The 24,798-nt window shown below is 52.6% G+C and carries 22 protein-coding genes; 11 read left to right on the plus strand and 11 right to left on the minus strand.

What is annotated here, in order from left to right; all coding sequences use genetic code 11:
- The coding region (locus KO497_RS02615; RefSeq protein WP_215942552.1) for an integrase core domain-containing protein at positions 1 to 153 on the plus strand (153 nt) is incomplete at its 5' end.
- On the opposite strand, the gene KO497_RS02620 is transcribed toward KO497_RS02615, so the two are convergent.
- The 5 genes from KO497_RS02620 to KO497_RS02640 all read right to left on the minus strand — a co-directional run bounded on the left by KO497_RS02620 (position 81) and on the right by KO497_RS02640 (position 7,335).
- On the minus strand, positions 81 to 3,056 hold the full coding sequence (locus KO497_RS02620; RefSeq protein WP_215942409.1) for a methyl-accepting chemotaxis protein: 2,976 nt from the start codon (positions 3,054 to 3,056) through the stop codon (positions 81 to 83). The genes KO497_RS02615 and KO497_RS02620 overlap by 73 nt on opposite strands.
- A gap of 383 nt (positions 3,057 to 3,439) precedes the next feature.
- The gene (locus KO497_RS02625; RefSeq protein ID WP_215942410.1) at positions 3,440 to 4,003 is read right to left on the minus strand and encodes a PqiC family protein; all 564 of its coding nucleotides are present in this window, start codon (positions 4,001 to 4,003) and stop codon (positions 3,440 to 3,442) included.
- A gap of 2 nt (positions 4,004 to 4,005) precedes the next feature.
- Positions 4,006 to 6,090: an intermembrane transport protein PqiB gene (locus KO497_RS02630; protein ID WP_215942411.1), complete on the minus strand. Its 2,085-nt coding sequence runs from the start codon at positions 6,088 to 6,090 to the stop codon at positions 4,006 to 4,008.
- Complete coding sequence (locus tag KO497_RS02635; RefSeq protein ID WP_215942412.1) at positions 6,083 to 6,733, minus strand: paraquat-inducible protein A; 651 nt, start codon at positions 6,731 to 6,733, stop codon at positions 6,083 to 6,085. The genes KO497_RS02630 and KO497_RS02635 overlap by 8 nt, the downstream gene beginning before the upstream one ends.
- A complete protein-coding gene (locus KO497_RS02640; protein ID WP_215942413.1) occupies positions 6,700 to 7,335 on the minus strand; it encodes a paraquat-inducible protein A in 636 nt (211 codons plus the stop codon). Before KO497_RS02640 ends, KO497_RS02635 begins: the two co-directional genes overlap by 34 nt.
- A gap of 260 nt (positions 7,336 to 7,595) precedes the next feature.
- Between KO497_RS02640 and KO497_RS02645 the strand changes: the two genes are divergently transcribed.
- Genes KO497_RS02645 through mnhG form a run of 6 tightly spaced genes read left to right on the plus strand, consistent with a single transcriptional unit; the run spans position 7,596 to position 13,555 of the window.
- Positions 7,596 to 10,475 carry a monovalent cation/H+ antiporter subunit A gene (locus KO497_RS02645; RefSeq protein ID WP_215942414.1) on the plus strand — a complete coding sequence of 960 codons (2,880 nt, stop codon included), beginning with the start codon at positions 7,596 to 7,598 and terminating at the stop codon, positions 10,473 to 10,475.
- A 1-nt stretch (position 10,476) separates the two neighbouring features.
- A complete protein-coding gene (locus KO497_RS02650; RefSeq protein WP_215942415.1) occupies positions 10,477 to 10,833 on the plus strand; it encodes a Na+/H+ antiporter subunit C in 357 nt (118 codons plus the stop codon).
- Positions 10,830 to 12,401, plus strand: a complete 1,572-nt coding sequence (locus KO497_RS02655) for a monovalent cation/H+ antiporter subunit D (RefSeq protein ID WP_215942416.1) — start codon at positions 10,830 to 10,832, stop codon at positions 12,399 to 12,401. The genes KO497_RS02650 and KO497_RS02655 overlap by 4 nt, the downstream gene beginning before the upstream one ends.
- 1 nt (position 12,402) lies before the next feature.
- Positions 12,403 to 12,903: a Na+/H+ antiporter subunit E gene (locus tag KO497_RS02660; protein WP_215942417.1), complete on the plus strand. Its 501-nt coding sequence runs from the start codon at positions 12,403 to 12,405 to the stop codon at positions 12,901 to 12,903.
- The gene (locus tag KO497_RS02665) at positions 12,900 to 13,187 is read left to right on the plus strand and encodes a K+/H+ antiporter subunit F (RefSeq protein WP_215942418.1); all 288 of its coding nucleotides are present in this window, start codon (positions 12,900 to 12,902) and stop codon (positions 13,185 to 13,187) included. Before KO497_RS02660 ends, KO497_RS02665 begins: the two co-directional genes overlap by 4 nt.
- Positions 13,184 to 13,555, plus strand: coding sequence for a monovalent cation/H(+) antiporter subunit G (gene mnhG / locus KO497_RS02670; protein WP_215942419.1), 372 nt, complete (start codon positions 13,184 to 13,186; stop codon positions 13,553 to 13,555). Before KO497_RS02665 ends, mnhG begins: the two co-directional genes overlap by 4 nt.
- A 64-nt stretch (positions 13,556 to 13,619) precedes the next feature.
- On the opposite strand, the gene KO497_RS02675 is transcribed toward mnhG, so the two are convergent.
- Positions 13,620 to 14,639 carry a LacI family DNA-binding transcriptional regulator gene (locus tag KO497_RS02675; protein WP_252729481.1) on the minus strand — a complete coding sequence of 340 codons (1,020 nt, stop codon included), beginning with the start codon at positions 14,637 to 14,639 and terminating at the stop codon, positions 13,620 to 13,622.
- A 208-nt stretch (positions 14,640 to 14,847) separates the two neighbouring features.
- Here KO497_RS02675 and KO497_RS02680 point away from each other — a divergent pair, with 208 nt between their 5' ends.
- Entirely contained in the window at positions 14,848 to 15,903 is a 1,056-nt protein-coding gene (locus KO497_RS02680) for an L-idonate 5-dehydrogenase (RefSeq protein ID WP_215942420.1), read from the plus strand.
- A gap of 80 nt (positions 15,904 to 15,983) precedes the next feature.
- Here the strand turns inward: KO497_RS02680 and iolG are convergent, their stop codons facing one another.
- The 5 genes from iolG to iolD are packed head-to-tail and all read right to left on the minus strand — an operon-like array spanning position 15,984 to position 21,520.
- Positions 15,984 to 16,970, minus strand: coding sequence for an inositol 2-dehydrogenase (iolG, locus tag KO497_RS02685; RefSeq protein ID WP_215942421.1), 987 nt, complete (start codon positions 16,968 to 16,970; stop codon positions 15,984 to 15,986).
- A gap of 4 nt (positions 16,971 to 16,974) precedes the next feature.
- Positions 16,975 to 17,814 carry a class II fructose-bisphosphate aldolase gene (locus tag KO497_RS02690; RefSeq protein WP_215942422.1) on the minus strand — a complete coding sequence of 280 codons (840 nt, stop codon included), beginning with the start codon at positions 17,812 to 17,814 and terminating at the stop codon, positions 16,975 to 16,977.
- Positions 17,811 to 18,665: a 5-deoxy-glucuronate isomerase gene (locus KO497_RS02695; RefSeq protein WP_215942423.1), complete on the minus strand. Its 855-nt coding sequence runs from the start codon at positions 18,663 to 18,665 to the stop codon at positions 17,811 to 17,813. Before KO497_RS02695 ends, KO497_RS02690 begins: the two co-directional genes overlap by 4 nt.
- 9 nt (positions 18,666 to 18,674) lie before the next feature.
- Complete coding sequence (gene iolC, locus KO497_RS02700; protein WP_215942424.1) at positions 18,675 to 19,655, minus strand: 5-dehydro-2-deoxygluconokinase; 981 nt, start codon at positions 19,653 to 19,655, stop codon at positions 18,675 to 18,677.
- Positions 19,655 to 21,520, minus strand: a complete 1,866-nt coding sequence (gene iolD / locus KO497_RS02705) for a 3D-(3,5/4)-trihydroxycyclohexane-1,2-dione acylhydrolase (decyclizing) (protein ID WP_215942425.1) — start codon at positions 21,518 to 21,520, stop codon at positions 19,655 to 19,657. The genes iolC and iolD overlap by 1 nt, the downstream gene beginning before the upstream one ends.
- 119 nt (positions 21,521 to 21,639) lie before the next feature.
- On the opposite strand from iolD, the gene KO497_RS02710 reads away from it, so the two are divergent.
- Genes KO497_RS02710 through KO497_RS02720 form a run of 3 tightly spaced genes read left to right on the plus strand, consistent with a single transcriptional unit; the run spans position 21,640 to position 24,794 of the window.
- Complete coding sequence (locus KO497_RS02710; RefSeq protein ID WP_215942426.1) at positions 21,640 to 22,737, plus strand: Gfo/Idh/MocA family protein; 1,098 nt, start codon at positions 21,640 to 21,642, stop codon at positions 22,735 to 22,737.
- A 20-nt stretch (positions 22,738 to 22,757) separates the two neighbouring features.
- Positions 22,758 to 23,648, plus strand: a complete 891-nt coding sequence (locus KO497_RS02715) for a sugar phosphate isomerase/epimerase family protein (RefSeq protein WP_215942427.1) — start codon at positions 22,758 to 22,760, stop codon at positions 23,646 to 23,648.
- Positions 23,649 to 23,660: 12 nt separating this feature from the next.
- Positions 23,661 to 24,794, plus strand: coding sequence for a Gfo/Idh/MocA family protein (locus tag KO497_RS02720; protein ID WP_215942428.1), 1,134 nt, complete (start codon positions 23,661 to 23,663; stop codon positions 24,792 to 24,794).
- The last annotated feature ends 4 nt before the right edge of the window (positions 24,795 to 24,798 follow it).

A 24,798-nucleotide genomic window follows, 5' to 3' on the forward strand; every position in this document is an offset into this window, starting at 1 on the left:
GTTCGCGGCGAATGGCTGGGACAATACATCTTCGAAACGATTGAGGAGGCACAAGACCAGGCGACTGAATGGCTCTGGACTTACAACAACGAGCGGCCCAACATGGGCATCGGCGGCATAACTCCCGCAATGAAATTGAAAACAGCCGCATGAATTCTATGGCTGGACCCCATTAAAAATGGGGGGATTACCACTTGATCGAGTTGATTTACCGCTGCATTGATTTCGGCAAGTCCGCTTGATTGTTCACGAGAAGATTCCGCAATTTCGGAAACATTGTTCGCAATTTCAGATACTGAACGAACTATGCCTTTCAAAGCGTCTCCTGTTTGGCCGACAAGACCGACCCCTCGTTTCACTAAGGAACCTGATTTAGATATTAGATCATTGATTTCACGTGCCGCTTCCGAAGATCTTTGTGCAAGAGCTCGCACTTCAGAGGCGACAACTGCAAACCCACGGCCAGCTTCGCCGGCTCTTGCCGCTTCGACACCAGCATTTAGAGCAAGGAGATTGGTTTGAAATGCAATATCATCAATGACCGAAGTGATCTTTGAAATTTGATTTGAGGAGGTTTCAATTTCACTCATAGCTTCGACGGCTTCTTGCACGACGACACCTGATGCTTCAGCGTTTGCTTTGGCTGAGGCGACCATTTCGCTTGCTTGATTTGCGCCCTCAGCAGCTGAGCTCACCGACGATGTTAGCTGATCCAATGCCGTGGCAGTTTCTTCAAGAGTTGCAGCTTGCTGCTCGGTGCGTTGAGATAGATTATCTGCCGCGGTCGAAATTTCACTTGCTTCACCACGGATCATGCCTGCGTTTTCGACAACGCTGCTCATCGCGCCCAGTAAGTTTGTCATCGCGAGGTTAAAGTCGTGGCGAAGCGTTTCGTAATCCTGAGAAAAGGGTTCGGTGATTGTGTTCGTTAGATCGCCATCTGCAAGGCGTTTCAAGCCAACTCTCAGGCTCTCAACAACTTTATCCTGCTCAGCTTTCATTTTTTCTTGTTCAATTTGAGCATCGCGCAGCGCCCTTTCGTTTTCGGTGATATCTGTTCCGAGCAGAATAATACGAAATGGCTTACCGCTAGCGTCTTTGACGGGGCATAATGTTCCATCTAACACGGACCTGTCGTCGTTCTTGGATGTCAAATTGAAGCGTCCATAAATGCTTTCGCCGTCCAGCAATCGGTTCCAAATTGAGCCATTCTCAGTTTCTATGGCAGGATAAAATTTGAATAAATCATCATAATTAAGCCCTATGAGTGTCTCGCCTTCAAGCCCAGTCATTTGTGTAAAGCTCTTGTTTGCGGTGATCAAATTGCCTGAAAGATCGAATTCTGCTTTTGCTTGATTGGCGTCTAGAGCTGCAATAATGGCCGCGCTGGTTCTGAATTCTGTAACGTCTTTCCATTCCAAGACGCAGCCAATTTGATTGCCATCGAGGTCGCTGACCGAATTGATGTCGAGAGAGAAATATACATCTTTAACTTTAATGTCCGTCGCATATGGCATCATTGATGGATCAGACAGAATTTTGCGATTGTGTTCGGGTGATTTATGGAAAACGTCGATACTTTTTCCGACAAGGTCTTGGGCGTCGAAATCAGGGAACAGGCCTTGGAATGTTTCTTGATGATCTTTCATAAGCGAAAGTGCCGCTGTGTTCATATATGTGATGATGAAGTCTTGATTTATCATCATCAAAGCGGCGGAAGAACCTTCAAATGCGGCGCCTTTGAAGAGGCCGTCGCTTGTGGCTTGTTCCGCTCGTCCCAGAGCGTTGCGAAATTCATCAAGGGCATTGGCAATTCCGCCAATTTCATCGCCTCGTTGGATACCAGGAACATCGCCAGAGTAATCACCTGCAGAGACTTTGCGCATCGAGTTTTCAACACGGGTCAAAGGCTTGGAAATCGTGCGGGAAATTAGATAAGCGATAACGGCTGTTGCAATTATCATGAATATGCCATCACGAACCATTTCATTGCGTAAGTGATTGGCTGGTAGTAAAATTTCGTCGATCGTCTGTTCGGCGATAAGACCCCAGCGCACTCCATGATAATCGATCGGAAGATAAGCTGCGAGATGTTCGTGTGCATGCCCCATTTCTGCGTTCGCATCAGTTTCACGTATCAAACCTGTTTCACCCGCTAACGCGTGGCGTGCAGCTTGGTTCGTTACCGTTTGCACCAAGGCGGAGCTGCCTTCTGCGTGGATAGGGGCGCTTCGTAATTTCAAATCTGAACCCACGAGATATGCTTCGCCTGTCTCACCTAGGCCTGTCGTGCGTTGCATGACTAAATTGAACCTGGCTGTTGGAAGTTGAAAAGCTATGACGCCTTTCGTCGCACCGCGGCGATCAACGATAGGGGCGCCGATAAAAGCCGCAGGGGCACCGTGAGAAGGGGCATAAGCTTGAAGGTCTTCAAATATAATTTTTGAACCTTCGCCGGCGGTCTCATCCGTTGTTGCAGCTATTACAGCTTTTACAGTGGCACCCAAACCTGAGTCTTTGAACGGGCCGTCGATAAAGTTTGTTGCATAATCGCGTTCTTTGAACACAGAGTACACCAGATCGCCGTCCAAATTGAAAACGAAGATATCATAATAGCCTTTTTCATCAGCAAGATCGCGAAAATAAGAATGATAAAGTTTGTGGACACGACTGTAACCAGAGCCATCTTCAGCCGCATCAAGGAGGTGCTTTTCGCCTTCGATATTCGGGTTCTGGTCGATATAGACGTCTTGCAGATAGGCCGTGGGGTCGTCTGGCAGAACACGCCAAGCTTCACCAAAGCCGCGCAATGCGGACAGTACTGTTGGGCTTGTCGCTTGGCCACGAATGTCAACATCTATGCTGTTTAGCCACGTTTGGAATTCTATTTGGCGAGCCTCGGCGATGGTTGAGAGCTTTTCTTCCGCTTCCCCCAAGAGGGCCTTAGAGGCATGCGAATAGGAAATGACCCCAGACACACAGATTGCCAAGGCCGTAAGGCCTATCATGACCATTGGCAATTTTTGTGCTAACTTGATTTTCTTAAAAACGTTCATCAGTCTCTCCTCATCGCTTAGGATAAATGTCCACAGAGGTCCGGTGCGAGTTGCAGTGAAATTGGACGCGAGTGTCCATCTGCCTCGAGAAATGCCTTGAAGGAGTGAAGATTCGTTTAAGTCATATCCGATAGATCGAAACTTTTTGAATTTTAGACTGAGGAAATGGAGATTGTTACAAACGGGAAAGTCGCCGCGCGGGGGCGAAGGCAACGGAACTGTCGTGAATGCACTTCATACCAAGACCAGAAATGATACGGGGTGACTGCCCACCTTTGATCCGTGCCTATAACTCACCAAGCTTTTTGTGGACGGTGAGACATTGTGGCTAGCCAAATTTTACATGTGCGTCGATCTTGGTCGCTTATAACCCGCGATCTACGTTATTTTAGGCCCTTGCTGGCGATATACGTTGCGAGATCTAATATGATTTGGCCGCGTGCTTGCGCTACAGCTTGGGGGCCGCCTGTGGTGTCAAATGGCACGGTTAGATCAAACAGTCCTGAACGTTCGCGTCGTTCATCTGTGACGCCGACAAAATACTGTCCCGTGGCGCGGAATTGTCCGTCGGCTTGAGCAACAAGGCTTTCGAAACGAACTTCTAAACGGGCATCAGGGAAAGCCTCAAACGGCCAAGGTTCAGAGGCCACGCGAGCATTTGAAAGCTTGGCAAGATTGCGAGTGAGCTCCAACGCGACAGAACGTTCTGGGGTGTCGGCCCAAAGGGCCGCGCCGCTAGGGACCAGCTTTCCGGTGGCATCTTGAACCACAATTTCATCGGCAGCTGCATATGTTGGCAATGAGACGTCGCTCACTTCAACTGCGCTAAATCCGATGCGCAGCTTTTCTGTCACAATGGGGGCCGTCACGGTATAGCGATCTGGCGCGGCTCCACAGGATGCGAGAACGAGGGAGGTCCCAACAAGGGCAGTTTTTAAAAAGGTCATCGTTATCGTCCTCGAATGAGTGAGTCTGGATTGCGTTCTAACATGCGGGCCAAAGATGTCATGGCATCGGCGGCCTGCGAAATGTCACGCAGGGCGGCCTGCGCATCGCGGCTGATCACATCGCCTTTGTTATAGCCTTCGATGGTGGCACTTGCTTGTGTCAAAACGCGTTGGATACGCCCAACCAATGTGGGCAAATCTTGGGTGGCGACAGCAACAGCATCCGCGGCTTTACGCGTAGAGTCCAGCGTCGCGTTTATGTTTGTCACAGCGCCACCTTTGCGCAGTTCTGCCAATGTTTCGTTTAGTTCATTCAGCGCCGCGCCAAGGTCTGCTGGTAATTTTCTTGCTGCCTCTGTCCCAAGTATTTGATCGGCAGAGGATGTGAGTGCGGTCAACTGTGTTGTCAAATCAGCAAGCGGCAGACTTTCCGCTTTCGCGGCCACGGCTTGAAGCTGTGAAATGAGTGCTGGCACACCTTCGACAGAGGTGTTCACGCCGTCTGCGGCTTTGGCTGCGGCGTCAAGCGCCGTGACCAGTTTGGAGGCCATTTGGCCGTCTTCAAGTTGGGCCAAAAGGGTTTCGAAACGGCTGATTGTCGCATTCAAGGTGACGGGGATGTTTTGCATGTCTTGCGAGGCCACAATCCCGCGCACATCGTTCAGCAAGGCCCGTAAATCTTGCGGCGTTTCGCGCAGGTCTGTGTCTGAAATTAAGGCTTCGGAACTGTTCAGTAAGCGGATTGCGCTGAACATCAACGCTTCAATCGGCAAGTTGTTGATCCTGTTGACCACGCCTTCAACTGTTGCTGTGGCGTCGGAAATTTGGCTCTTAGTGGTGGGAATGACCGGAACAATACCAGGGCCAAATTCCGCTTCATAGGGCGGTGCATTCTCAACTTGCACCAGTTCGATTTTCAGTCCGGCTGACAAAAGGCCAGCCGAGACGAGGCGCGCGCGGAGCCCTTCATTGATGCGATCCGTCAAAAACGTCAACGCGCCTTCAGGGGTTACGTTTTGTTGCAAACCGAGGCGGGCAGGTTGGATAGATAAAACAGCATTCAGCAGTACGCGGCGTGCGCCAGTGGCGTCTTGGCCGACAATACCAGAAACGCTGCGCACTTTGCCTATGCGCAACCCGTTCAGTTCAACAGGGGCGTCTACGGCGAGGCCAGACACGCTTTCATCAAAAACAACGCGCATTTCCAAGACTTCCACTTCTGAAGCATTGAAAAGACTGTTTCGCGCCGAGGTTTCATCTTCGTAGACATCAAATTCAGCGCCTTCGCGCACGACGCCGCTTTCCGACACAAAGGTATCAAACGTCAGCCCGCCGCCAATCAATGTGGCTACGGACGAAAAATCAATTTCGGCACCACTTGGGCCAACAGAAAATGTAAATCCTGAGGTATCCCAAAATCGCGTAGACGGAGAGATTAAACGACTGTGAGGGTGATAAATGATTGCTTTGGCCGTGGCGAAATTGCCTTGCTCTGAAATGGTTGCTGTGCCAACGCGCCCCACTTCGATACCGCGAAAAGAGATCGAGCTGTCATCGGTGATCGAGCCACCGGGTGTTGTACGCAGGGTGATCTCCAAGCCTTCTTTGCCGTGGCGCGACAAAGGCGCGTCGGATAATCCGGTAAAATGATCTTGCGCGTCAGATATGTCACTGTCCCATGAGCCTTCGATATAGACGCCGCTCAAAACAGTATCGAGCCCTGTGACGCCGCGCGCGCTGAGTTCCGGCCGCACAACCCAAAACGAGGAGGCGGAGTCAACATAGGGGGCCACGTTTTTTTCAAGCCGCACGAGTGCGATTACGGTTTCTAAACCCTCTGAGAATTTAACATCTTCAACAACCCCAACCGCGATATCACGATACCGTAGCTCTGTTTCGCGTTTTGCAATGCCCGCGCCGTTTTCGAACTCAATGGAAATGAGCGGCCCGCGGTCACTGTAGGATTTCCACGCAACGCCAAGGGCAATCACCAGCGCCAACAGTGGGACGATCCACACAACGGAGAGGCGGCTTAACAAAGATCCGCGCACAGGCTCGATGGTGACGGTTGTCGGGGTGTCAGTCATGTTCAGTCGTTCCTTGGCGCTCGTGGGATGTGTCCCAGATCATTTTGGTGTCAAAGGCTTGCGCCGAAAGCATTGTGAATATCACAGATAGGGCAAAAAACAGGCTTGCAATACCAGGATTGATGGCCGCCAGAGTATCCAATTGCACCAAAGACGACATAATCGCAACGACGAAGATATCAATCATCGACCAACGGCCTATGGCTTCGACGATTTCAAACAAGAGCTGCCTTTGATGGTTGGACATCGATGATCGCTTGGTCACCGAAATCGCGAGGAAGGCGATGGCAATGAATTTGCCCAGCGGAATGACCACACTTGCAAGCAAGATAACCACCGCGATACCAATTGCGTCATGATGAACAAGCTCGATTGCGCCTCCGACAATGGTATCTTGTTGAACCTGAAGCAACGTACGGGTTTGCAGCATCGGGTACATATTGGCGGGCACGTAGCACATAAGACCCGCCAGCCATAGCGCCCAAACCCGTTGCAGGCTTTTGTTATTGTTGAGCTTTATAGATGCTCCGCAACGCCCACAGGTTGTGGTGCCCGCAGGCCAAGCGCGGGTACACCGTGTGCATGCAATGACGCCGATGTCTTTCGCACTTAAGATTTCTTGGGTGTCTCCAGCGAGTCCCATATCGACCACCTACAAATCAAATTGTCTTGAATGACAACCAAAAAAACAAGCACGGCAAACATCCAAAATGCCGAACCAAAAGATACATCCGCGAGGTCACTGATTTTGATCAAAGCGACAGCACAACCAAGCGCGAATATTTCCACCATAGACCACGGTCTAAGGGCTTCTGAAAGGCGAAATGCTCCCATTGCGCCGCGTGCTGGTGTGCGATTTAAAACAATCGGCGACAACACATAGACTGTTAAAATGACACGCACAAAAGGCACCACAACAATCAAGGCTGCGGTGGTCAGCGATAAGATCATCAAGGGGCCATCGCTAAAGGCCAAGGCTGCATCCAACAAAGACGCAGAGTTGGTGGCGCCTGCGGCATTGATCGTCAGAAACGGAAAAAACGTTGCCGCAACAATCAAGATCGCTATGGCCAATGATAACGCGATAATTTGGATACCTGCTTCATGTTTGTTTCGAATGAGCACGGTGTGGCATCTTGTGCAGACGGCACGCTCGCCTGTTTTCGGGCGCGCCAAAATATAGGCAGCATCGCATTGCGGGCAAACCAAGATATGTTCTGGAGAAAGTGTATGCACGTCGTTCATCAGGGCATTGTACGCGTGTTTAAGCGCGCATACCATAGCTGTTGAAAGGCACGGTCATGTGTCCGATTGTGGCGCGGGATTGGTCTATTGTGCAAAGATGAGCGCCTTGTGAGTGGTGATTATGTGATTATTTTTCGCGCTGAAAAAGGTCGTACTAATAAGAGCGTAATTCACGACAATTTTTGTCAAATGGACTTGCAGTCTTGGGAAACGGCTTTAGTTTTGCCAAAGTGACAAAAACGTCCAAATAAGGAGCTCTCGTGTCCCTCTTTTTCATCGTTGCTTTGCCCTTCTTTGGCGCGCTTTTGCCAGGCCTTATGAATTCCGCTGGTCGCTCGGCCTGTGCTGGCGTCACATTTACGGTTTCACTGCTCGCCTTTATTGGCCTGTTGAGCAACCTTCCCACAGTCCTTGCGGGCGACGTCGTCATGGTGGGCATCGACTGGATGCCTGTGCTTGGCTTGAACTTCACCTTGATGTTGGACGGATTGGGCTTTTTCTTTGCAACGTTGATTTTGGGCATCGGCCTTTTGATCATCGCCTATGCGCGTAATTATCTAAGCCGTGACGACAATATGGGTGAGTTTTTCACCTATCTATTGTTGTTCCAAGGCGCGATGGTCGGGATTGTCTTAAGTGACAACATATTGCTGTTGCTTGTCTTCTGGGAAATCACATCTTTGTCGTCGTTCCTGTTGATCGGTTATTGGAAGCATCTGCCAGAGGGGCGTCAAGGCGCGCGGATGGCGTTGACGGTCACTGGCATGGGCGGTTTGGCGATGATCGGTGGGATGCTGATCTTGGGTCAGATCGTGGGCAGTTATGATCTGAGCGTAATTTTGCAAAACCGCGATTTGATCCAAGCTGATCCGCTGTATGTGACGGCGTTGATCTTGATTTTACTGGGCTGTTTCACCAAATCAGCGCAGTTCCCGTTCCATTTCTGGTTGCCGCATGCGATGTCGGCCCCCACGCCTGTGTCAGCATATTTGCACTCCGCGACGATGGTAAAAGCAGGTATCTTCTTGATGGCGCGCATGTGGCCTGTCTTGTCTGGCACGCCTGAATGGTTCGTGATCGTCACCTCTGCTGGCTTGATCACAATGGTGCTGGGTGCCGTGATCGCCTTATTCAAACATGATCTGAAGGCGCTTTTGGCCTTTTCCACGGTCAGCCACCTTGGCCTGATCACCATGCTTTTGGGAACAGGCTCGGCGTTCGGCGCTATGGCCGCAGTGTTCCATATTTTGAACCACGCGACCTTCAAGGCCGCTTTGTTTATGTCCGCAGGGATTATCGATCACGAAGCGCACACCCGCGACATCCGTCGGTTGGGGGGCTTGCGCAAATTGATGCCTGTGACCTTTATGATTGCGTCACTGGCGGCCCTATCGATGGCGGGCATTCCTCTGCTCAACGGGTTCTTGTCCAAAGAAATGATGTTAGAGGAAGCCCATCACACGGTGCTGTTTGGGTCGCATTGGTTGGTGCCTGCTCTAGCCACCTTCGGCTCTGTTTTTTCAGCCGCTTATTGTTTCCGTCTGATCGGCCATGTGTTCTTTGGCCCCGTGCGCGATGATTACCCTGCCAAACCACATGATCCAAATCCTGGCCTGTGGATGCCGCCTGCGATTTTGGCCGTGTTGGTCGTGGTCATTGGTGTTGCCCCGTTTGTCGCAGAGCCTTTCGTCAAACTCGTGACTGCATCTGTTCTGGGCGGCGCAGCCGATTTGCCAAGCGCGCATTTCAAGATTTGGCACGGGTTGGTGCCCGCCTTGTTCATGTCGATTATTGCTGTCGCGGGCGGCTTGGTCATGATTGCAGTGTTTAATCCCGCGCTGCGTCTGTGGGATCGCACACCGCGCCCTGAAGCCAAACCGATCTTTGAGGCTATTGTTGAATCCGTCACGCAAGTCGCGCGTCTGTTGATCTTGCCGCTACACAATGGCGCATTCTCACGGTTCGCTGCCATCGGCGCGATCACGATCATAGCTGCTGGGTTTCATGCTTGGACGACGGGCACGCTTGGCGCGCCAACACGTGAAGCCCAAGCGGCTAGCCCTGTTGTGATTGCGGGGTGGGTGATGCTTGTCGCTGCAACGGCAGGGTTGGTTTTGATGCACCGCAATCGACTTTTGTCGCTGATTTTGATCGGCATTGTGGGCCTTATGGTCTCGATCGGCTTCGTGTTCTTCAGCGCGCCTGATTTGGCGATGACGCAATTCACTGTCGAAGTTGTTACCATCATCCTGCTGCTTTTGGCGCTTAACTTTTTGCCGAAATTCACCCCCGTTGAAAGTACAGTCCTGCGTCGTGTTCGTGATGCTGGTGTGGCGATTGCCGGTGGATTGGCGACATTCGGCTTGGCCTATTACTACATGTTGCGCACATCCGTCGCGCCGCCAATTTCCGAATTCCACTTGGCCAATTCCTACAAGGGTGGGGGCGGCAACAATGTTGTCAACGTGATCTTGGTCGATTTTCGTGGCTTTGATACCTATGGCGAGATCATCGTGCTTGGGATCGCAGCTTTGTTAATTTACGCGTTAACCGAAACTTTGCTGAGCGGGCCCGTTCGGGCGCGTCTGTTGAACCGCAAGCCTGATCAAAAACGGGCAGGTAATAAGCATCCGATAATGATGGTCGTCCTGACCCGCGTGATCATGCCTGTGGTTCTGTTGGTTGGGTTCTACATCTTCTTGCGCGGGCACAATGAACCCGGTGGCGGCTTTATCGCAGGGCTTATCGTGTCGATCGCGGTTGTCATGCAGTATATGGCCAGCGGCTTTGCTTGGACGTCTGCACGGTTGAGATACCCTTATCACGGTGTGATTGGCGCAGGCGTTTTGATCGCTGGGTTTACGGGCATCGGGTCTTGGTTCGTCGGCAAGCCATTCTTGACCTCGGCCTTTACCTATGTGCGGATTCCGCCGTTCCACAAGTTCGAATTGGCCACGGCTGCTTTGTTCGATCTAGGTGTATTCTTGGCGGTGGTCGGCGCGGTGATGCTGTCGCTGGAAAGCTTCTCGCGTTTGGCCAAACGGGCCAATATGGCGGACAGCGAATACCCAATGGATATTGATCCTTCAAGAGACGACCCAGATTCCGCCACAAGCGGTCAAGCAAAGGAGGAGGTGTAACATGGAATTTCTCGTTGCATCAGCCATCGGCATTTTGACAGCTGGCGGTATTTACCTCACGCTGCGCTTGCGTACCTTTCCTGTGATTATGGGGATTTCTCTGCTCACATATGCGGTGAATGTGTTTATCTTTGCCTCTGGGCGTTTGACCGTCGGCGCACCTCCGATCTTAAGTGATGGCGTGACCACTTATACGGATCCATTGCCACAGGCCTTGGTGCTGACTGCTATTGTTATTTCCTTTGGCATGACAGCGGTTGTGGTGATGATCGGTTTGGGGGCCTTTTTGGGGTCTGATGATGATCACGTGGATGATCAGCCTGAAGCCTCGGATTCTAAAGCGGAGGGCCAGTCATGACCCATTGGTTGATCACACCCATCGTTTTGCCCGCATTGTTGGCGCCATTTATTGTGCTGGCCGCGCGTTATCACATTGGCATTCAAAGAAGTTTTTCTGTTGCGGGTGTTTTGGCACTGATTGCAATTGCTTTGGGACTTGTTTTTCAGGTCTCGGATGGCACAATTTTATTGTACCAACTCAGCGACTGGGCCGCGCCCTTTGGCATCGTTTTGGTCGGAGATCGCCTGTCGACGATGATGGTCTTACTGACGGCTGTCTTGGCGCTGTTTGTGCTGCTTTATGCAATAGGGTCTGGCTGGGACAATCGAGGACGGCATTTCCACGCGTTGTTCCAGTTCCAATTGATGGGAATCATGGGCGCATTCTTGACGGGTGACCTGTTCAACTTGTTTGTGTTTTTCGAAGTGCTGTTGATTGCCTCTTACGGGCTGATGATCCATGGAGGTGGCACTCCGCGATTGCGTGCGGGTGTGCAATATGTGCTGTTCAATCTGATCGGATCCACGCTGTTCTTATTCGCGCTGGCATCGATCTATGCTGAAACGGGCACGTTGAACATGGCTGATTTGGCCAATCGCGTGGCGATGATCGGGGCGGCTGACACAGTGGGCATCCGCGTCGCAGCTGTACTGTTGCTGCTTGTGTTTGCGATCAAAGCCGCCGTGGTGCCGTTGCATTTTTGGCTGCCATCCAGCTATGCCGAAGCGCCTGCGCCGGTGGCTGCCTTGTTCGCGATTATGACCAAAGTTGGTGCCTATGCGATCATTCGCGTCTATACGATGATCTTTCCGCCAGACCTATCAGTTACAGCGGGGTTGCATGATGTTTGGTTGATGCCTGCGGCGTTGATATCTGTCGCTGTTGGTATGGTGGGCGTCTTAGCGGCGAAAAAACTGGACCGTTTGGTGGCCTTTGCTGTGATCGGATCGATGGGCATGGTTATGGTATCGATTTCTTTGTTCACGCCGGAAGGGATCGCCGCGGCACTTTACTATATCATTCATTCAACTCTGGCGGGCGCTGCGTTGTTCTTGGTCGTTGATCTGGTGCGCACAGGGCGGGCCAATCTTGACCTTACATCGCAACCGGCTGTCGTCGGCAATGCTTTGACCGCAGGATTGTTTTTTGTAGGCGCGATCGCCATGGCAGGCTTGCCGCCATTGTCAGGTTTTCTTGGGAAACTCTTGGTGCTGAATGCAGCCTTTGAGTCTGGCCTTGTGGTGTGGATATGGGCGGTCGTGTTGGGATCAAGCCTTATCGGCATCGTCGGATTTGTGCGCGCTGGCAGTATTGTGTTTTGGAAAGCCCAAGGCGAGGCACCGCTTGAAGATGCATCAGAGTTCGAGCGCCCGACGGTGTTATCCTATGTCGCGGTCGGTGGCTTACTATCGTTGTTGATCGCGCTGTCCGTCTTTGCCGGTCAGGTCCATGGGTATGCTACAACGATGGCCGCTCAGCTGTTCGCACCTCAGCCATATATGTCTAAGGTTTTGGACACGGCGGGTAAGTTGAGCACACCTGCTGTAGCCGATGATCATTCAAGCGCGAAAGAGGAGGGTCACTGATATGGTTCGCACCTTTAAATGGCTGATGCCGCATCCTTTTTTGACGCTGCTTTTGGCTGTCGTTTGGGTTATTTTGCAAAAGGAAGTCTCTGCAGGTATGGCCGTCTTCGGTGTCATCCTTGGTATTTTGATTCCTTGGGGCACATCAATTTGGTGGCCTGATAGGCCCAAAAGTTTGCGTTTGCGCAAGTTGTGCTCTTATAGCCTTATGGTCGTTTGGGACATTGTTGTTGCCAATATTCAAGTGGCTTGGATCGTATTGTCCGTGCCCAATTCCAAACTGAAACCGACTTGGATTGTGGTGCCGCTTGAATTGAAACACCCCGAAGCCATCACACTCTTGGCTGGAACGATCACTTTGACACCAGGCACTGTGTCTGCAGATGTTTCTGACGAAGGGCATAGCCTTTTGGTGCATGTGCTGCACACAGATGATCCTGACGCCGTGCGCGACGACATCATGACCCGATACCAAGATCGACTGAAGGAAATCTTCTCATGACGACAGCTTCAACCGTTATGGACATCGCATTGATCATCGCTTTTGTCGCCCTTGCGCTTGGGCAAGTTCTATCCATGGTGCGGCTGGTTTTAGGGCCAACACCGGGGGATCGCATCCTTGCGTTGGATACGATGGTCGTGAACGCCCTAGGTCTTGTGGTTGTCTTGGGCATTCAACAGGGCACGCAAATCTATTTTGAAGTGTCATTGTTAATCGCCATGCTAGGGTTCGTATCAACCGTGGCTTTGGCGCGGTTCATCTTGCGCGGAGATATTATCGAATGACTTTTGAAATCATCGGAACCTACCTCGCAGCGCTGTCTTTGCTGATCGGGTCAGGCTTTATCATTATTGGCGTTATCGGACTTTTGAAGTTCAACGATCCTATGACGCGGCTCCATGCGCCCACGAAAGTTGGGACTATCGGTATCGGGATGTTATTGTTGGCCTCGACCCTTCATTCCTTTGCTCTGGGCGAAGGATCTGTGCATGAGCTGCTGATCATGGCGTTCTTATTCGTCACAGCGCCAATTTCGGCCAATTTTATCGCTAAGGCGAACATCCATCGCGGTGAGTGTGAAACGCCGCCTGCGCCAGCGCGTGACGATACATGGTCTACGTTGAACACTCCTGAGGAAGATAAAGAAATCTGAAGCGCGGCTTGAGCTTTGTCTGCTCCCCACAGGCACGTCAGTTAGAGCCACTTCACGCAACGGGCTATGCTGACAGGCGTGTCAATATTTTAAAACCAAGGTCGTGGACGGATTTAATAGGCTGTCCCATCAATTTGTCCAATACAGAACTGGCTGCGAGATGCCCCAATCGCAGTCGATCCACGGCAACTGTGGTCAAGGCGGGATCGATATCACGGGCGAAGTCTTGGTCGCCAAAACCAACTATAGCGATATCTTGGGGCACTCTAAATCCACGAGCGCGCAGCTCTATTATGGCTCCATGAGCTGATAAATCAGAACTGCAAAACACCGCTCCTTTGCGAAAATCACTGTGATCAATGAGATGTGCCATAGCCGCGCGGCCCGCGCCGATGCTGGCGGTGCCGCCTGTATTGGCATCTGGCACCGCGTTTTGTGAGAGCACAGTAAATCGTTCGGCAAAGGCAGACTGCCTGCGTAAGGCACGTTCATCATCAGCGGTGATTGTTGCGGCAAAGGCGTGGCCTTTTGCCTTTAGATATTCCGCTACGGCATGCCCTGCGGCGCTGTGATTGAATCCTACGCAGATATCAATGGGTTCGTCCGTGATGTCCCAAATTTCCACAACTGGAATGCCCGCGCCCTGCAACTGTTTTCGGGCCTTGTCGCTGTGATGAATGCCGGTCAACAGCATGGCGTCGGGTCTGCGCGACAGGTGCGTGGCGATCAGCGCGTCCTCAGATGCGGTATTAAATCCCGTTTCTGACAACAGCACTTGATAGCCGTTTTGGCGCAGGTGATCTGAAAACGTGGCCATAAATGAAGTGTAGACGACATTGGTCAAAGACGGGATCAATGCGGACACCAGATTGGATCGTTTGGATGCCAATGCCCCTGCGACAGCATTAGGTACAAACCCTGTTGCATCAATGGCGTCTTGAATGCGACGCAATGTATCCTTTGAAACCTTGTCTGGATGTGAGAGAGCGCGGGATACCGTCACTTGGGTTACACCTGCAAGGCGTCCGACGTCTGCCATCGTCACGCGGCTTGTGACTTTTTTGTTAAAAATTCCATCTGCCATTTTGTGATCATTAGGCATTCAATGTGACGCCGCAAGGGCTTTCGAGTACGTTGACAATCAAAAATGTATGCGCATACATTGCGCTGTAATTTGTCGGCGATGATTGCACCATCACCCTGTCGAAAGATCTTTCGTATGATAAAACCGTTGCGCTTTGTGGCGATTGATCAGCCCGCGCCGTAATCCAATTTTAGACTTAGGAACGTTTATGAAAACCCGAGTGTGCTGCCTTCATGAGGCAAAAGATCTGCGTATCGAAACCCGTGATGTCGTCGCGCCCAAAGCGGGTGAAGTGCGTGTGGCGCTTGGCGCTGGTGGGATTTGCGGATCTGATCTGCATTATTATCAGCATGGCGGTTTTGGAGCCATCCGCGTGAAAGAGCCTATCATCTTGGGGCACGAGGCTGCTGGCTTTGTCGAGGCGCTTGGCGCAGGTGTCACGGGACTTAAAGCGGGCGATATGGTTGCGCTGAACCCCAGCATCAATTGCGGCACATGTGAATATTGTGCGCAGGGGCTTGAGATGCATTGCACAGACATGATCTTTAGCGGATCGGCGATGCGCACGCCGCATGTGCAAGGGATGTACCGCGATAAAATCACTCTGCCTGCGGCGCAATGTGTACCGGTGACAGGCGATGTGTCTGTGGCTGAGGCGGCTTGTTCAGAACCTTTGGCTGTCTGCATGCATGCCCATAGCCTCGCGGGTGATTTACAAGGCAAGCGCGTATTGGTGATGGGAGCAGGGCCGATTGGTGGGCTCTGTACGGCTTTGGCCAAAGCGGCTGGCGCGTCCGAGATTGTCGTGGCTGATCTGCAAGATGTGCCGTTAACAGTCGCCTCTGACATGGGGGCTACGACAACCATTAATGTTATGAGCGACACCACAACCATGGCCGGATATGCCCAAGGTAAAGGATATTTCGATGCAGCTTTCGAATGTACAGGTGCTGCGCCTGCACTGGTTAGCGCTTTGGGGGCCTTGCGTCCGCGCGGCGTAATAGTTCAGGTCGGTATGGGCGGCGATACCGCTATCCCGCTGGGCGTTTTGGTGGCCAAGGAACTGACCCATCGCGGCACCTTCCGGTTCTACAATGAGTTCCAGCACGCCGTGACTGCTATCTCAACGCGCAGCATCGATGTGCGCCCGATGATCACGGCGCAAATGCCATTGGACAGGGCTGTTGAAGCCTTTGAATTGGCGGGCGATCGTACTCAAGCCGTCAAGGTGCATCTGATGTTCAACACGGATTCTGCTGCGTAATTATTACAGTTTTACAGGCAGTCAATGCAAAACGGGGGCTCCAAAAGGGCCCCCGTTTCAATATGTTATGATAATCTATATTAAACAGTGACAGGCTTGCCTGTCTTGAACGACTCCGTGGCTGCATCTGCCAAAAGCTGAGCTTTCAAACCATCTGTGATGCTTGGCATCACTGGTGTGCCATTGGTCAGAGCATTAATGAAATGCTGCATCTCAGACAGATAAGCCGTCTCGTAACGCTCCAGGAAAAAGTTGAGCGTGGGCGCGCGGCGAAAGCCCGCTTCGGTGGCCACTTCCACGGTGTTCTCAAGCAGGTTTTCCGCGCGCAACATGCCTTTGGACCCGTGCACTTCAAGGCGTTGATCGTAGCCATAGCTGGCACGGCGAGAGTTGGAAATCTGACAGATTTTACCGCTTGCCGTGGTCAAAGTCACCGCAGCGGTGTCGACATCGCCGGCCGCGCCAATCGCGGGGTCAACCAAGGCAGACCCGACTGCAAAGATTTGCACAGGTTCTTCCCCAAGTAAAAAACGTGCCATGTCGAAATCATGGATCATCATGTCGCGAAAAATGCCGCCCGAGCTTTCAATATAGCTGATAGGGGGCGCGGCTGGGTCGCGCGACAGTATCGTCACGATTTCAACATCACCCACTTCGCCCGCCGCAATGCGCGCTTGGACGTTGGCAAAGTTCGGATCAAAACGACGGTTGAATGCGGTCATGAAGGCGACGTTGTTGCTTTCGACCACTTTGATACAATCGCGAATGCGGTCCGCCGACATATCAATCGGTTTTTCGCAAAAAATCGCTTTGCCAGCTTTCGCCGCCGCGTGGATCAAATCGTAATGCGTGTCTGTTGGCGTGCAGATGATGATCGCATCCACGTCACCGCTGGCGATGATGGTATCGACGTCACGAACCTGTGCCCCCGTGGATTTAGCCAATGCCATAGCCGAGGCAGGAAAGGCATCTGCAAGAGCGACTATTTTTGCCTCAGGCATGCGCATCAGGGATCGCGCATGCACTTGCCCGATGCGGCCACAGCCCAAAATTCCAATGTTCAGCATTGCGCTATCCTTTGTTGACAGGACCAAAGGCCCGCAAAACGTTTCGTGTCGCCGCGACCAATGGATCGTGGGTTTCTTTCAAAATGGTGACGCGATCAAAGCGGGATGGATCGGCATTTACAGCCTCGCGTAGGGCCGCACCAAAGGCCATCCGCAACTCGGTGCCGATGTTGAATTTGCAGATTTTAGAGCTTGTCGCAAGTTCGGTTCGCTGCGCCACAGGCACGCCAGACCCGCCATGGATCACCAAAGGAACAGTTGTCAGGGCCTCAATCGCGCGGATGCGCTGCATGTCCAAGCCGCCCTCTTTGTCTTGTTGCAAATGCACGTTGCCGACTGAAATCGCCATTGCATCTACGCCAGACTCAGCCGCGAACTTCGCCGCCTCTTCAGGGTCAGTACCCGCTGAGTTTTCACCATCAGCATAGCCAACAAAACCGATTTCTCCCTCGCAAGAAATGCCGGCATTATGCGCCATTTCCGCGATCCGCGCCGTCTCATCGATGTTTTGGTTCAAAGGTTTGCGCGACCCGTCATACATTAAGGATGTGAAACCCGAGTCCAAGGCTTCTTGGCATTCCTCAAAGGTATATCCGTGATCAAGGTGGGCGACGACAGGTATGCTGGCATTTTCAGCCAGATGCCGGAACATTTTGCCCAATATTGGTAGGGGGGTATGCGCGCGACATGATGGACCAGCCTGCAAAATCACAGGACAGCCCTCTGCTTCTGCTGCGGCCACATAGGCGCGCATGTCTTCCCAACCGAGTGTGACCAAACCGGCCACAGCGTAACCACCTGTGAGGGCTGGTTGAAGGGCCTGTGCGAGTGTGACCAGTGTCATTTAAATTTCGCCACCATGTCTTTGATCCCAGGGATCGTTTCAATTTGGTAGGCATGCGTTGGCTGAAAGTACTGCACCAAGCTGCGCTGAGAGAGGCCACCTAAAATGGTGAAATAGTACATCTCGTAGCCCGGCATCGCGACACAAGGATGGTAACCGCTGCGCAGCAAAATCGTTGATCTATCCATCAACTGGTAGGCATCGCCCGGTTTGCCTTCTTCGTGTTGAATGATCTGAACGCCAGAGCCGTGGTTCGGACGGAAACGGAAATTATAGGTCTCGTCGTGGCGTGTCTCGATGATATTGCCATCGGCGTCTTTGCGGTCCGTGTCATGTTTGTGCGCAGGAAAACCAGACCAGCCGCCTTCACCAACCGTGAACAGTTCAGACACCAGCAAACGACCGACTTTGTCGTGATGCGCCTGCCCCAAGATGTGCTTGATCTTGCGGTGCGTTTTGGTGTCGTCTGAACCGTATTGTACTTTGTCCAACTGAGCCACGCGCACATCAAAAGGCTCAAGCACTTTGTCGTAACGCGCACCTGCGATGAATGTTTCTGTGTCGCGGGTTGCCACGAAAGTCACTTTCGCCCCAACAGGCACGTAAACGCCTTCTGGTTCACCGTCCCAAACATCCAAAGTACGGTTGCCGATGGCCTTGTACTCAACGCCTTCAACGCTCACGTCGATGGTGCCTGTGGCAGGTACGATGCAGGTTTCGTATCCGGGCACTTGATATTCAAAGGCTTCGCCTGCTTTCAGTTTGACGATATTCAAATAGTTGAGCGGAACTGTCGCATCATCTGCGTCTACAATGGGAATATTTTTATTGTCGTATGGGGCGATATGCATTTGAATTCCTTAGGTAACTTGGGTTGGGCCAGGGTGATTGGCCAGAAAGTTTTCGAGATCGGCAGGGAAAGGCATCGCAGGGGCGCAGCCGGGCTTTGCAACCACGATGGCCGCACAGGCAGAGCCGCGCAGTACGGCCTCTTTGAGGGGGTAGCCATCGGCGATAGAGGCCAAAAGACCCGCCATGAAACTGTCGCCCGCGCCCGTGGGTTTGAGTGCGGTGACAGGGAAAATACCGGTGCGAATTTCCGCACCATCGGCAAACGTAACTGCACCATGCTCGCCCATTTTGTAGACAACGATGGTTGCTGTTGAGGCGGCAAGGGCGCGGGCTTTGTCCATGCCTTTGTCAATGCCGCCCGCCATAAAGCCGAACTCTTCGTCATTGCCAATGATGACATCAGACAGCGCGCCAGCTTTTGACAGAACCTCTTCGGCGACCTTTGCTGAGGGCCAGCTGTAAGGCCTGTAATCGACGTCAAAGATGATCGGAATACCCGCTTCGCGTGCCAACTCAAAGGCCCGAAATGTGGCAGACCGTGATGGCTCTGCCGCAAAAACAGTGCCCGCCGTAACCAATGCGCCGTAAGACGCATAATCAACGGCCTCCACATCCTCGATGGTCATTTCAAAATCAGCGGCACTGTTGCGGTAGATCACCGATTGGTGGTCTTCGATGCGGCTTTCATAAAGCGCCAGAGAGTTGCGAAACTCGCCGCCGATGGGTTTCACATGGTTGCGGCCAACGCCGTAGTGATCCAGCTTGTTGGTGCAAAATCGCCCCACTGCATCGTCCGAGACACGGGTGACAAGCGAAGCTTTGCCGCCAAGTTTGACAACGCCCGCTGCAATATTGGCAGACGATCCGCCCATATCCGCTGTGAATTGATCAGCCGTTTCGGTCGCGCCATTAGGGCCTGTGAACAGGTCCATGCCCACGCGTCCGATGACGACAAAGTTGTTCTTTTTGATGCCTGCATATACGTCCATTACACACCCTTTCGTTGTTTGGTGCGTGAGGCTTCTGTCTCGAGATGCTTTTCGGCGACCTTTTTATGCGTTGTGATGTGCGGCGTGCCCACTTCCCACCATGTGTGACCCTCAGTGGTCCAGCCCTCATAGGCGTCGACCTTCATCACGATGACGGATGTTTTGTCTGACGCCTGTGCGCGTTTGAAGGCTTCGCCGAATTCATGCGGATTCGCCACGGTTTCAGCATTGGCACCCATGGATTTGGCATGCGCTTCAAAATCGACGGCAAAAGGCGCTTTGATCGTTGGGCAGTCTTCCAACAGGTTGTTGAAGCTCTCGTTGCCAGTGTTGTTTTGCAGTTTGTTGATGACGGCAAATCCACCATTATCAAGCACACAGATGATCATCTTGTGGCCTGACAAAACGGATGAATACACATCCGAGTTCATCAACATGTAAGACCCGTCGCCAGTGAACACGATGGTGTCGCGCTCTGGTTCGCGCTCGTACTGCGCGATACGTGCGCCCCAGCCGCCTGCGATCTCGTACCCCATGCAAGAGAAACCGAATTCCACATCAACTGTGCCAATGTCTTTGGTCTGCCAATGGGCTGTGACCTCTGCAGGCAAGCCGCCTGCAGCCGCGACAACACGATCACGTGGATCGCACAGATCGTTCACCACGCGAATGGTTTGAGCATAAGAGTTCGGCCCATTTCCGACTGTGGTGACTTTATCTGTATAGGCAACCCATTTGACGCGCTCTTCTTTGGCAAAGGCGGTCCAAGTGGCAGGGCTTGCGTAATCGCCAAGGGCCGCCGACAAGGCGGGAAGGCTGAGTTTTGCGTCTCCCACAACAGGTACAGACATGTGCTTCATCGCATCGTGACGACCGACGTTGACGCCGATGATTTTGGCGTCTTGCGCGAAAGCGGTCCACGATCCAGTGGTGAAATCTTGCAGACGCGTGCCGACTGCGACGATCACATCCGCCTTCTCTGCGATGGAATTGGCGCTGTTCGACCCCGTGACACCAACAGGCCCGATGTTCAGCGCGTGATCTTGCAACAAATTGGCGCGCCCCGCGATGGTTTCCACCACGGGGATATTATGAGTTTCGGCAAAGGCAGTGAGTTCCGCCACTGCGCCAGAATACTGAACGCCACCGCCAGCGATGATCATCGGGCGTTCCGCTTTGGACAGTACAGCAATTGCATCTGCCACATCTGCCACATCAGGAGCTTGGCGGCGCATACGGTGAACGCGTTTCTCGAAAAAGCTTTCAGGATACTCATAAGTCCAGCCTTGGACGTCTTGTGGCAATCCAATGAATGCAGGCCCACAATCTGTTGGGTCCATCATCGTGGCCAGTGCTGCCGGCAAAGATTGCAAGATTTGCGCCGGATGCGTGATGCGATCCCAGAACCGTGTGACGGCTTTGAACGCGTCGTTCACACCAATAGTGGGATTGTTGAAGTGCTCAAGCTGTTGCAAAACAGGGTCGGGCAGGCGGGTGGTAAAGGCATCTCCACAGAGCAACAACATCGGCAAACGGTTGGCGTGTGCCAGTCCCGCTGACGTCAAAAGGTTCGTTGTGCCGGGGCCCGCACTTGCGGTGCAAAGCATGAAACGTTGACGTAACCATTGTTTGGCATAGGCCGCAGCCGCGAACCCCATGCCTTGCTCGTTTTGGCCGCGATACAACGGTAGCGTGTCGCGCACATCATAGAGCGCTTCGCCCAAGCATGTCACATTGCCATGGCCAAAAATGCCAAAGCCGCCACCGCAAACGCGCATCTCTTGACCGTCAATTTCGATGAACTGATTGTCGAGATATTTGATGATCGCCTGCGCTGTTGTCAGATGTATTGTTTTGTTTGTCATGTGCTTAATTCTTCCTCACGCTGATCGATTTTGCGATTGTTGCTTGCGCGCTTTCGAATCCGAAGATACTAATTTTGCAACCGGTTGCAAATAGAATCTGAAAAGAAAGACTCAGCGGCATGAAAGAAATAGGAATTGGGATCATCGGTGGCGGCTATATGGGCAAAGCCCATGCGGTCGCGATGTCCGCCGTCGGTGCGGTGTTCAATACGGCTCTGCGCCCCCGTTTAGAAATGATCTGTGCCAGCTCACCTGCAAGTGCGCAGCGGTATCTTGAGGCTTATGGGTTTAAGCGCGCGACAGACGACTGGCGGGTGTTGGTGAATGATCCGCGGGTTGAGGCGATCATGATTGCCTCGCCGCAAGAAACCCACCGCGAGATTGCATTGGCCGCCTTTGCATTGAACAAGCCAGTATTTTGCGAAAAACCGCTCGGGGCGTCATTAAGTGACAGTCAAATCATGACCGAGGCAGCCCGTGGCCAGATAAGTATGACTGGGTTCAATTACATTCGCACCCCAGCAAGCCAGTTTGCCCGCAAGCTGATTGCTGAGGGCGCTATCGGCGATATCACATGGTTTCGCGGTGAGCATACAGAAGATTTCATGGCCGATCCAGAAAGCCCTGCGACATGGCGGACCATGGGGGATGCCAACGGCACTATGGGCGATCTGGCCCCTCATATGATCAATGGCGCATTGGCCTTGATCGGGCCGATTGCCAAGTTGATCGCCGAAGTCGAGACCGTGCACACCACGCGTCCAGGCGGCACAGTGGACAACGACGATCACGGTCAACTGATGTGTCGTTTCGAAAATGGTGCGATGGGGCAGATGTATTTCAGCCGCATCAGCCATGGTCGCAAAATGGGCTATGCCTATGAAATCACCGGCACGAAAGGTGCGATTAAATTCGATCAAGAAGATCAAAACGCGCTTTGGCTTTACAATGCAGACGAGCCAGAGGCCACACGCGGATTTCGCAAAATTCTGATCGGCCCTGCGCACCCAGATTACGAAAACTTCTGCCAAGGCCCCGGCCACGGCACAGGATACCAAGACCAAATTATCATTGAATCGCGTGATTTCTTACGTGCGATCGAAACTCAAACACCCGTTTGGCCCACATTCCAAGATGGGTTGGACGTTACTCAAGTTGTCGCTGCAGCATTGGCATCGTCTCGCGCAAAAGCGTGGGTTGATGTGGTCGCTGTTTAGCGTTTTCGAAAGGCTCTGACATGACTATTAAAATCGGCAACGCCCCCTGTTCTTGGGGAATCGAATTTCCAAGCGATCCAGCGTATCCAACATGGCAATCCGTATTGGATCAATGTGCTGGTGCTGGCTACAAAGGCATCGAACTTGGCCCCATCGGCTATATGCCTGAAGACCCAAAAGTGCTGGCTCCTGCTTTGGCCGAACGTGATTTGGAAATCATCGGCGGTGTGGTGTTCCAAGCGTTTCACGACCCAAACAATTGGGGCACTTTGTTGGACGCGGCAACGCGCACCTGCAAGGCGCTTGTGGCTCACGGCGCGCAGCATTTGGTATTGATCGACAGCATTTCACCGCGTCGTGCGCCAACGGCTGGACGGGCGTCCGAGGCCGAACAAATGGACAAGGCCGAATGGACAGCTTTTCGTGATCGCATCGCAACCATCGCGAAAATGGGCGCTGAAGACTACGGTTTGACTGTTGGCATTCATGCACACGCCGCTGGGTTTATGGATTTTGAGCCTGAACTTGAGCGCCTGTTGAGTGAGGTCGACGAAAAGATCCTCAAGATCTGTTTTGACACAGGCCATCACTCTTATGCTGGCTTCGATCCAGTGGCCTTTATGGACCGCTACATCGACCGCATTTCGTACATGCACTTCAAAGATATCGACCCTAAAGTCAAAGCGGACGTCGTTGAAAAACGCACTGATTTCTACACGGCTTGCGGGCAGGGTATTTTCTGCAATCTCGGTCAAGGTGATGTTGATTTCCCAGCCGTACGTCAGCGTCTTTTGGATGCGGGCTTTGAGGGCTGGTGCACTGTTGAACAAGACTGTGATCCATCTATGCCTGGCACGCCGCTTGAAGATGCGCGCGCCAATCGTGAATATTTGCAATCCATTGGATTCTAAGGAGACTTACCTATGGCAAAGTTAAAATGGGGTATGATTGGCGGCGGCGAGGGGAGCCAAATTGGCCCCGCGCACCGTTTGGGCGCATTGGCTGACGGGCGGTTCGAATTTGCCGCTGGCGCGCTGGATCATCGGGCTGATGCTGGTCGTGACTATGCACAGCGTTTGGGCATTGCCCAAGACCGCGCTTATGGCGATTGGACGGAGATGCTTGTGGGCGAAAAAGACCGTGCGGATCGGGTTGATCTGGTGACGGTTGCAACGCCAAACGCGACGCATTTCGAGATCACCAAATCCTTCTTGGAAGCGGGCTTTAATGTGCTGTGCGAAAAGCCGATGACGATGACTGTGGAAGAGGGCGAGGCCATTGTTGGTATCGCTGAAAAGACAGGCAAAATCTGTGCGGTGAACTATTGTTATTCCGCCTATCCTATGGTGCGCCAAGCGCGGGCGATGGTTCAGTCCGGCGAACTTGGGAAACCGCGTTTGGTTGTCACGAACTTTTCGCATGGCCACCACGGCGATGCGACGGATGCTGATAATCCTCGGGTGCGCTGGCGCTATGATCCTGCGATGGCGGGTGTTTCTGGTCAGTTTGCTGATTGTGGTATTCACGCGCTACATATGGCGAGTTTCATCTGTAACGATGAGGTCGAAACACTCTCCGCTGACTTCGCCTCAACGATTTCCAGTCGTGAGCTGGAAGATGACGCGATGGTCAATTTCCGCATGTCGGGCGGCACTGTTGGGCGTCTTTGGACCTCATCTGTGGCGATCGGTCGGCAGCATGGGTTCGACATTCAAGTGTTTGGAGAAACGGGCGGCCTGCGTTGGGCTTCTGAGCAACCAAACCAGTTGATCTATACCCCTGTTGGCGGGCGCACCCAGATCATCGAAAAAGGCGAATCCGGCCTGTCAGAAGACGCGCAGCGTTTGTCGCGAGTCTCTATCGCACACCCTGAGGGCTTTCCCTTGGCTGTGGCGAATATCTATTGTGATTTGGCAGATGCGATTGCGGGCGAGACCCGCGATGGGTTGCCAAATGCATCAGACGGGGTGCGGTCTATGGCGGCGGTTCACACGGCTGTGGCATCCGCGAAAGAGGGCGGCGTTTGGATGGATGCGCGTCCATCCATTTTCAAATAAGCAC

The organism is Pacificibacter marinus, from assembly GCF_018860665.1.
GTDB classification, from domain to species: domain Bacteria; phylum Pseudomonadota; class Alphaproteobacteria; order Rhodobacterales; family Rhodobacteraceae; genus Celeribacter; species Celeribacter marinus_A.

Bases quoted from the DNA above. Each gene is read 5' to 3' on its own strand.
- KO497_RS02720 (WP_215942428.1), top strand. From the start codon at position 23,661: ATGGCAAAGTTAAAATGGGGTATGATTGGCGGCGGCGAGGGGAGCCAA.
- KO497_RS02620 (WP_215942409.1), bottom strand. From the start codon at position 3,056: ATGAACGTTTTTAAGAAAATCAAGTTAGCACAAAAATTGCCAATGGTC.
- KO497_RS02715 (WP_215942427.1), top strand. From the start codon at position 22,758: ATGACTATTAAAATCGGCAACGCCCCCTGTTCTTGGGGAATCGAATTT.
- KO497_RS02635 (WP_215942412.1), bottom strand. From the start codon at position 6,733: ATGGGACTCGCTGGAGACACCCAAGAAATCTTAAGTGCGAAAGACATC.
- mnhG (WP_215942419.1), top strand. From the start codon at position 13,184: ATGACTTTTGAAATCATCGGAACCTACCTCGCAGCGCTGTCTTTGCTG.
- KO497_RS02650 (WP_215942415.1), top strand. From the start codon at position 10,477: ATGGAATTTCTCGTTGCATCAGCCATCGGCATTTTGACAGCTGGCGGT.
- iolC (WP_215942424.1), bottom strand. From the start codon at position 19,655: ATGGACGTATATGCAGGCATCAAAAAGAACAACTTTGTCGTCATCGGA.
- KO497_RS02690 (WP_215942422.1), bottom strand. From the start codon at position 17,814: ATGACACTGGTCACACTCGCACAGGCCCTTCAACCAGCCCTCACAGGT.
- KO497_RS02660 (WP_215942417.1), top strand. From the start codon at position 12,403: ATGGTTCGCACCTTTAAATGGCTGATGCCGCATCCTTTTTTGACGCTG.
- KO497_RS02640 (WP_215942413.1), bottom strand. From the start codon at position 7,335: ATGAACGACGTGCATACACTTTCTCCAGAACATATCTTGGTTTGCCCG.
- KO497_RS02675 (WP_252729481.1), bottom strand. From the start codon at position 14,639: ATGGCAGATGGAATTTTTAACAAAAAAGTCACAAGCCGCGTGACGATG.
- KO497_RS02695 (WP_215942423.1), bottom strand. From the start codon at position 18,665: ATGCATATCGCCCCATACGACAATAAAAATATTCCCATTGTAGACGCA.
- iolD (WP_215942425.1), bottom strand. From the start codon at position 21,520: ATGACAAACAAAACAATACATCTGACAACAGCGCAGGCGATCATCAAA.
- iolG (WP_215942421.1), bottom strand. From the start codon at position 16,970: ATGCTGAACATTGGAATTTTGGGCTGTGGCCGCATCGGGCAAGTGCAT.
- KO497_RS02665 (WP_215942418.1), top strand. From the start codon at position 12,900: ATGACGACAGCTTCAACCGTTATGGACATCGCATTGATCATCGCTTTT.
- KO497_RS02630 (WP_215942411.1), bottom strand. From the start codon at position 6,090: ATGACTGACACCCCGACAACCGTCACCATCGAGCCTGTGCGCGGATCT.
- KO497_RS02710 (WP_215942426.1), top strand. From the start codon at position 21,640: ATGAAAGAAATAGGAATTGGGATCATCGGTGGCGGCTATATGGGCAAA.
- KO497_RS02680 (WP_215942420.1), top strand. From the start codon at position 14,848: ATGAAAACCCGAGTGTGCTGCCTTCATGAGGCAAAAGATCTGCGTATC.
- KO497_RS02655 (WP_215942416.1), top strand. From the start codon at position 10,830: ATGACCCATTGGTTGATCACACCCATCGTTTTGCCCGCATTGTTGGCG.
- KO497_RS02625 (WP_215942410.1), bottom strand. From the start codon at position 4,003: ATGACCTTTTTAAAAACTGCCCTTGTTGGGACCTCCCTCGTTCTCGCA.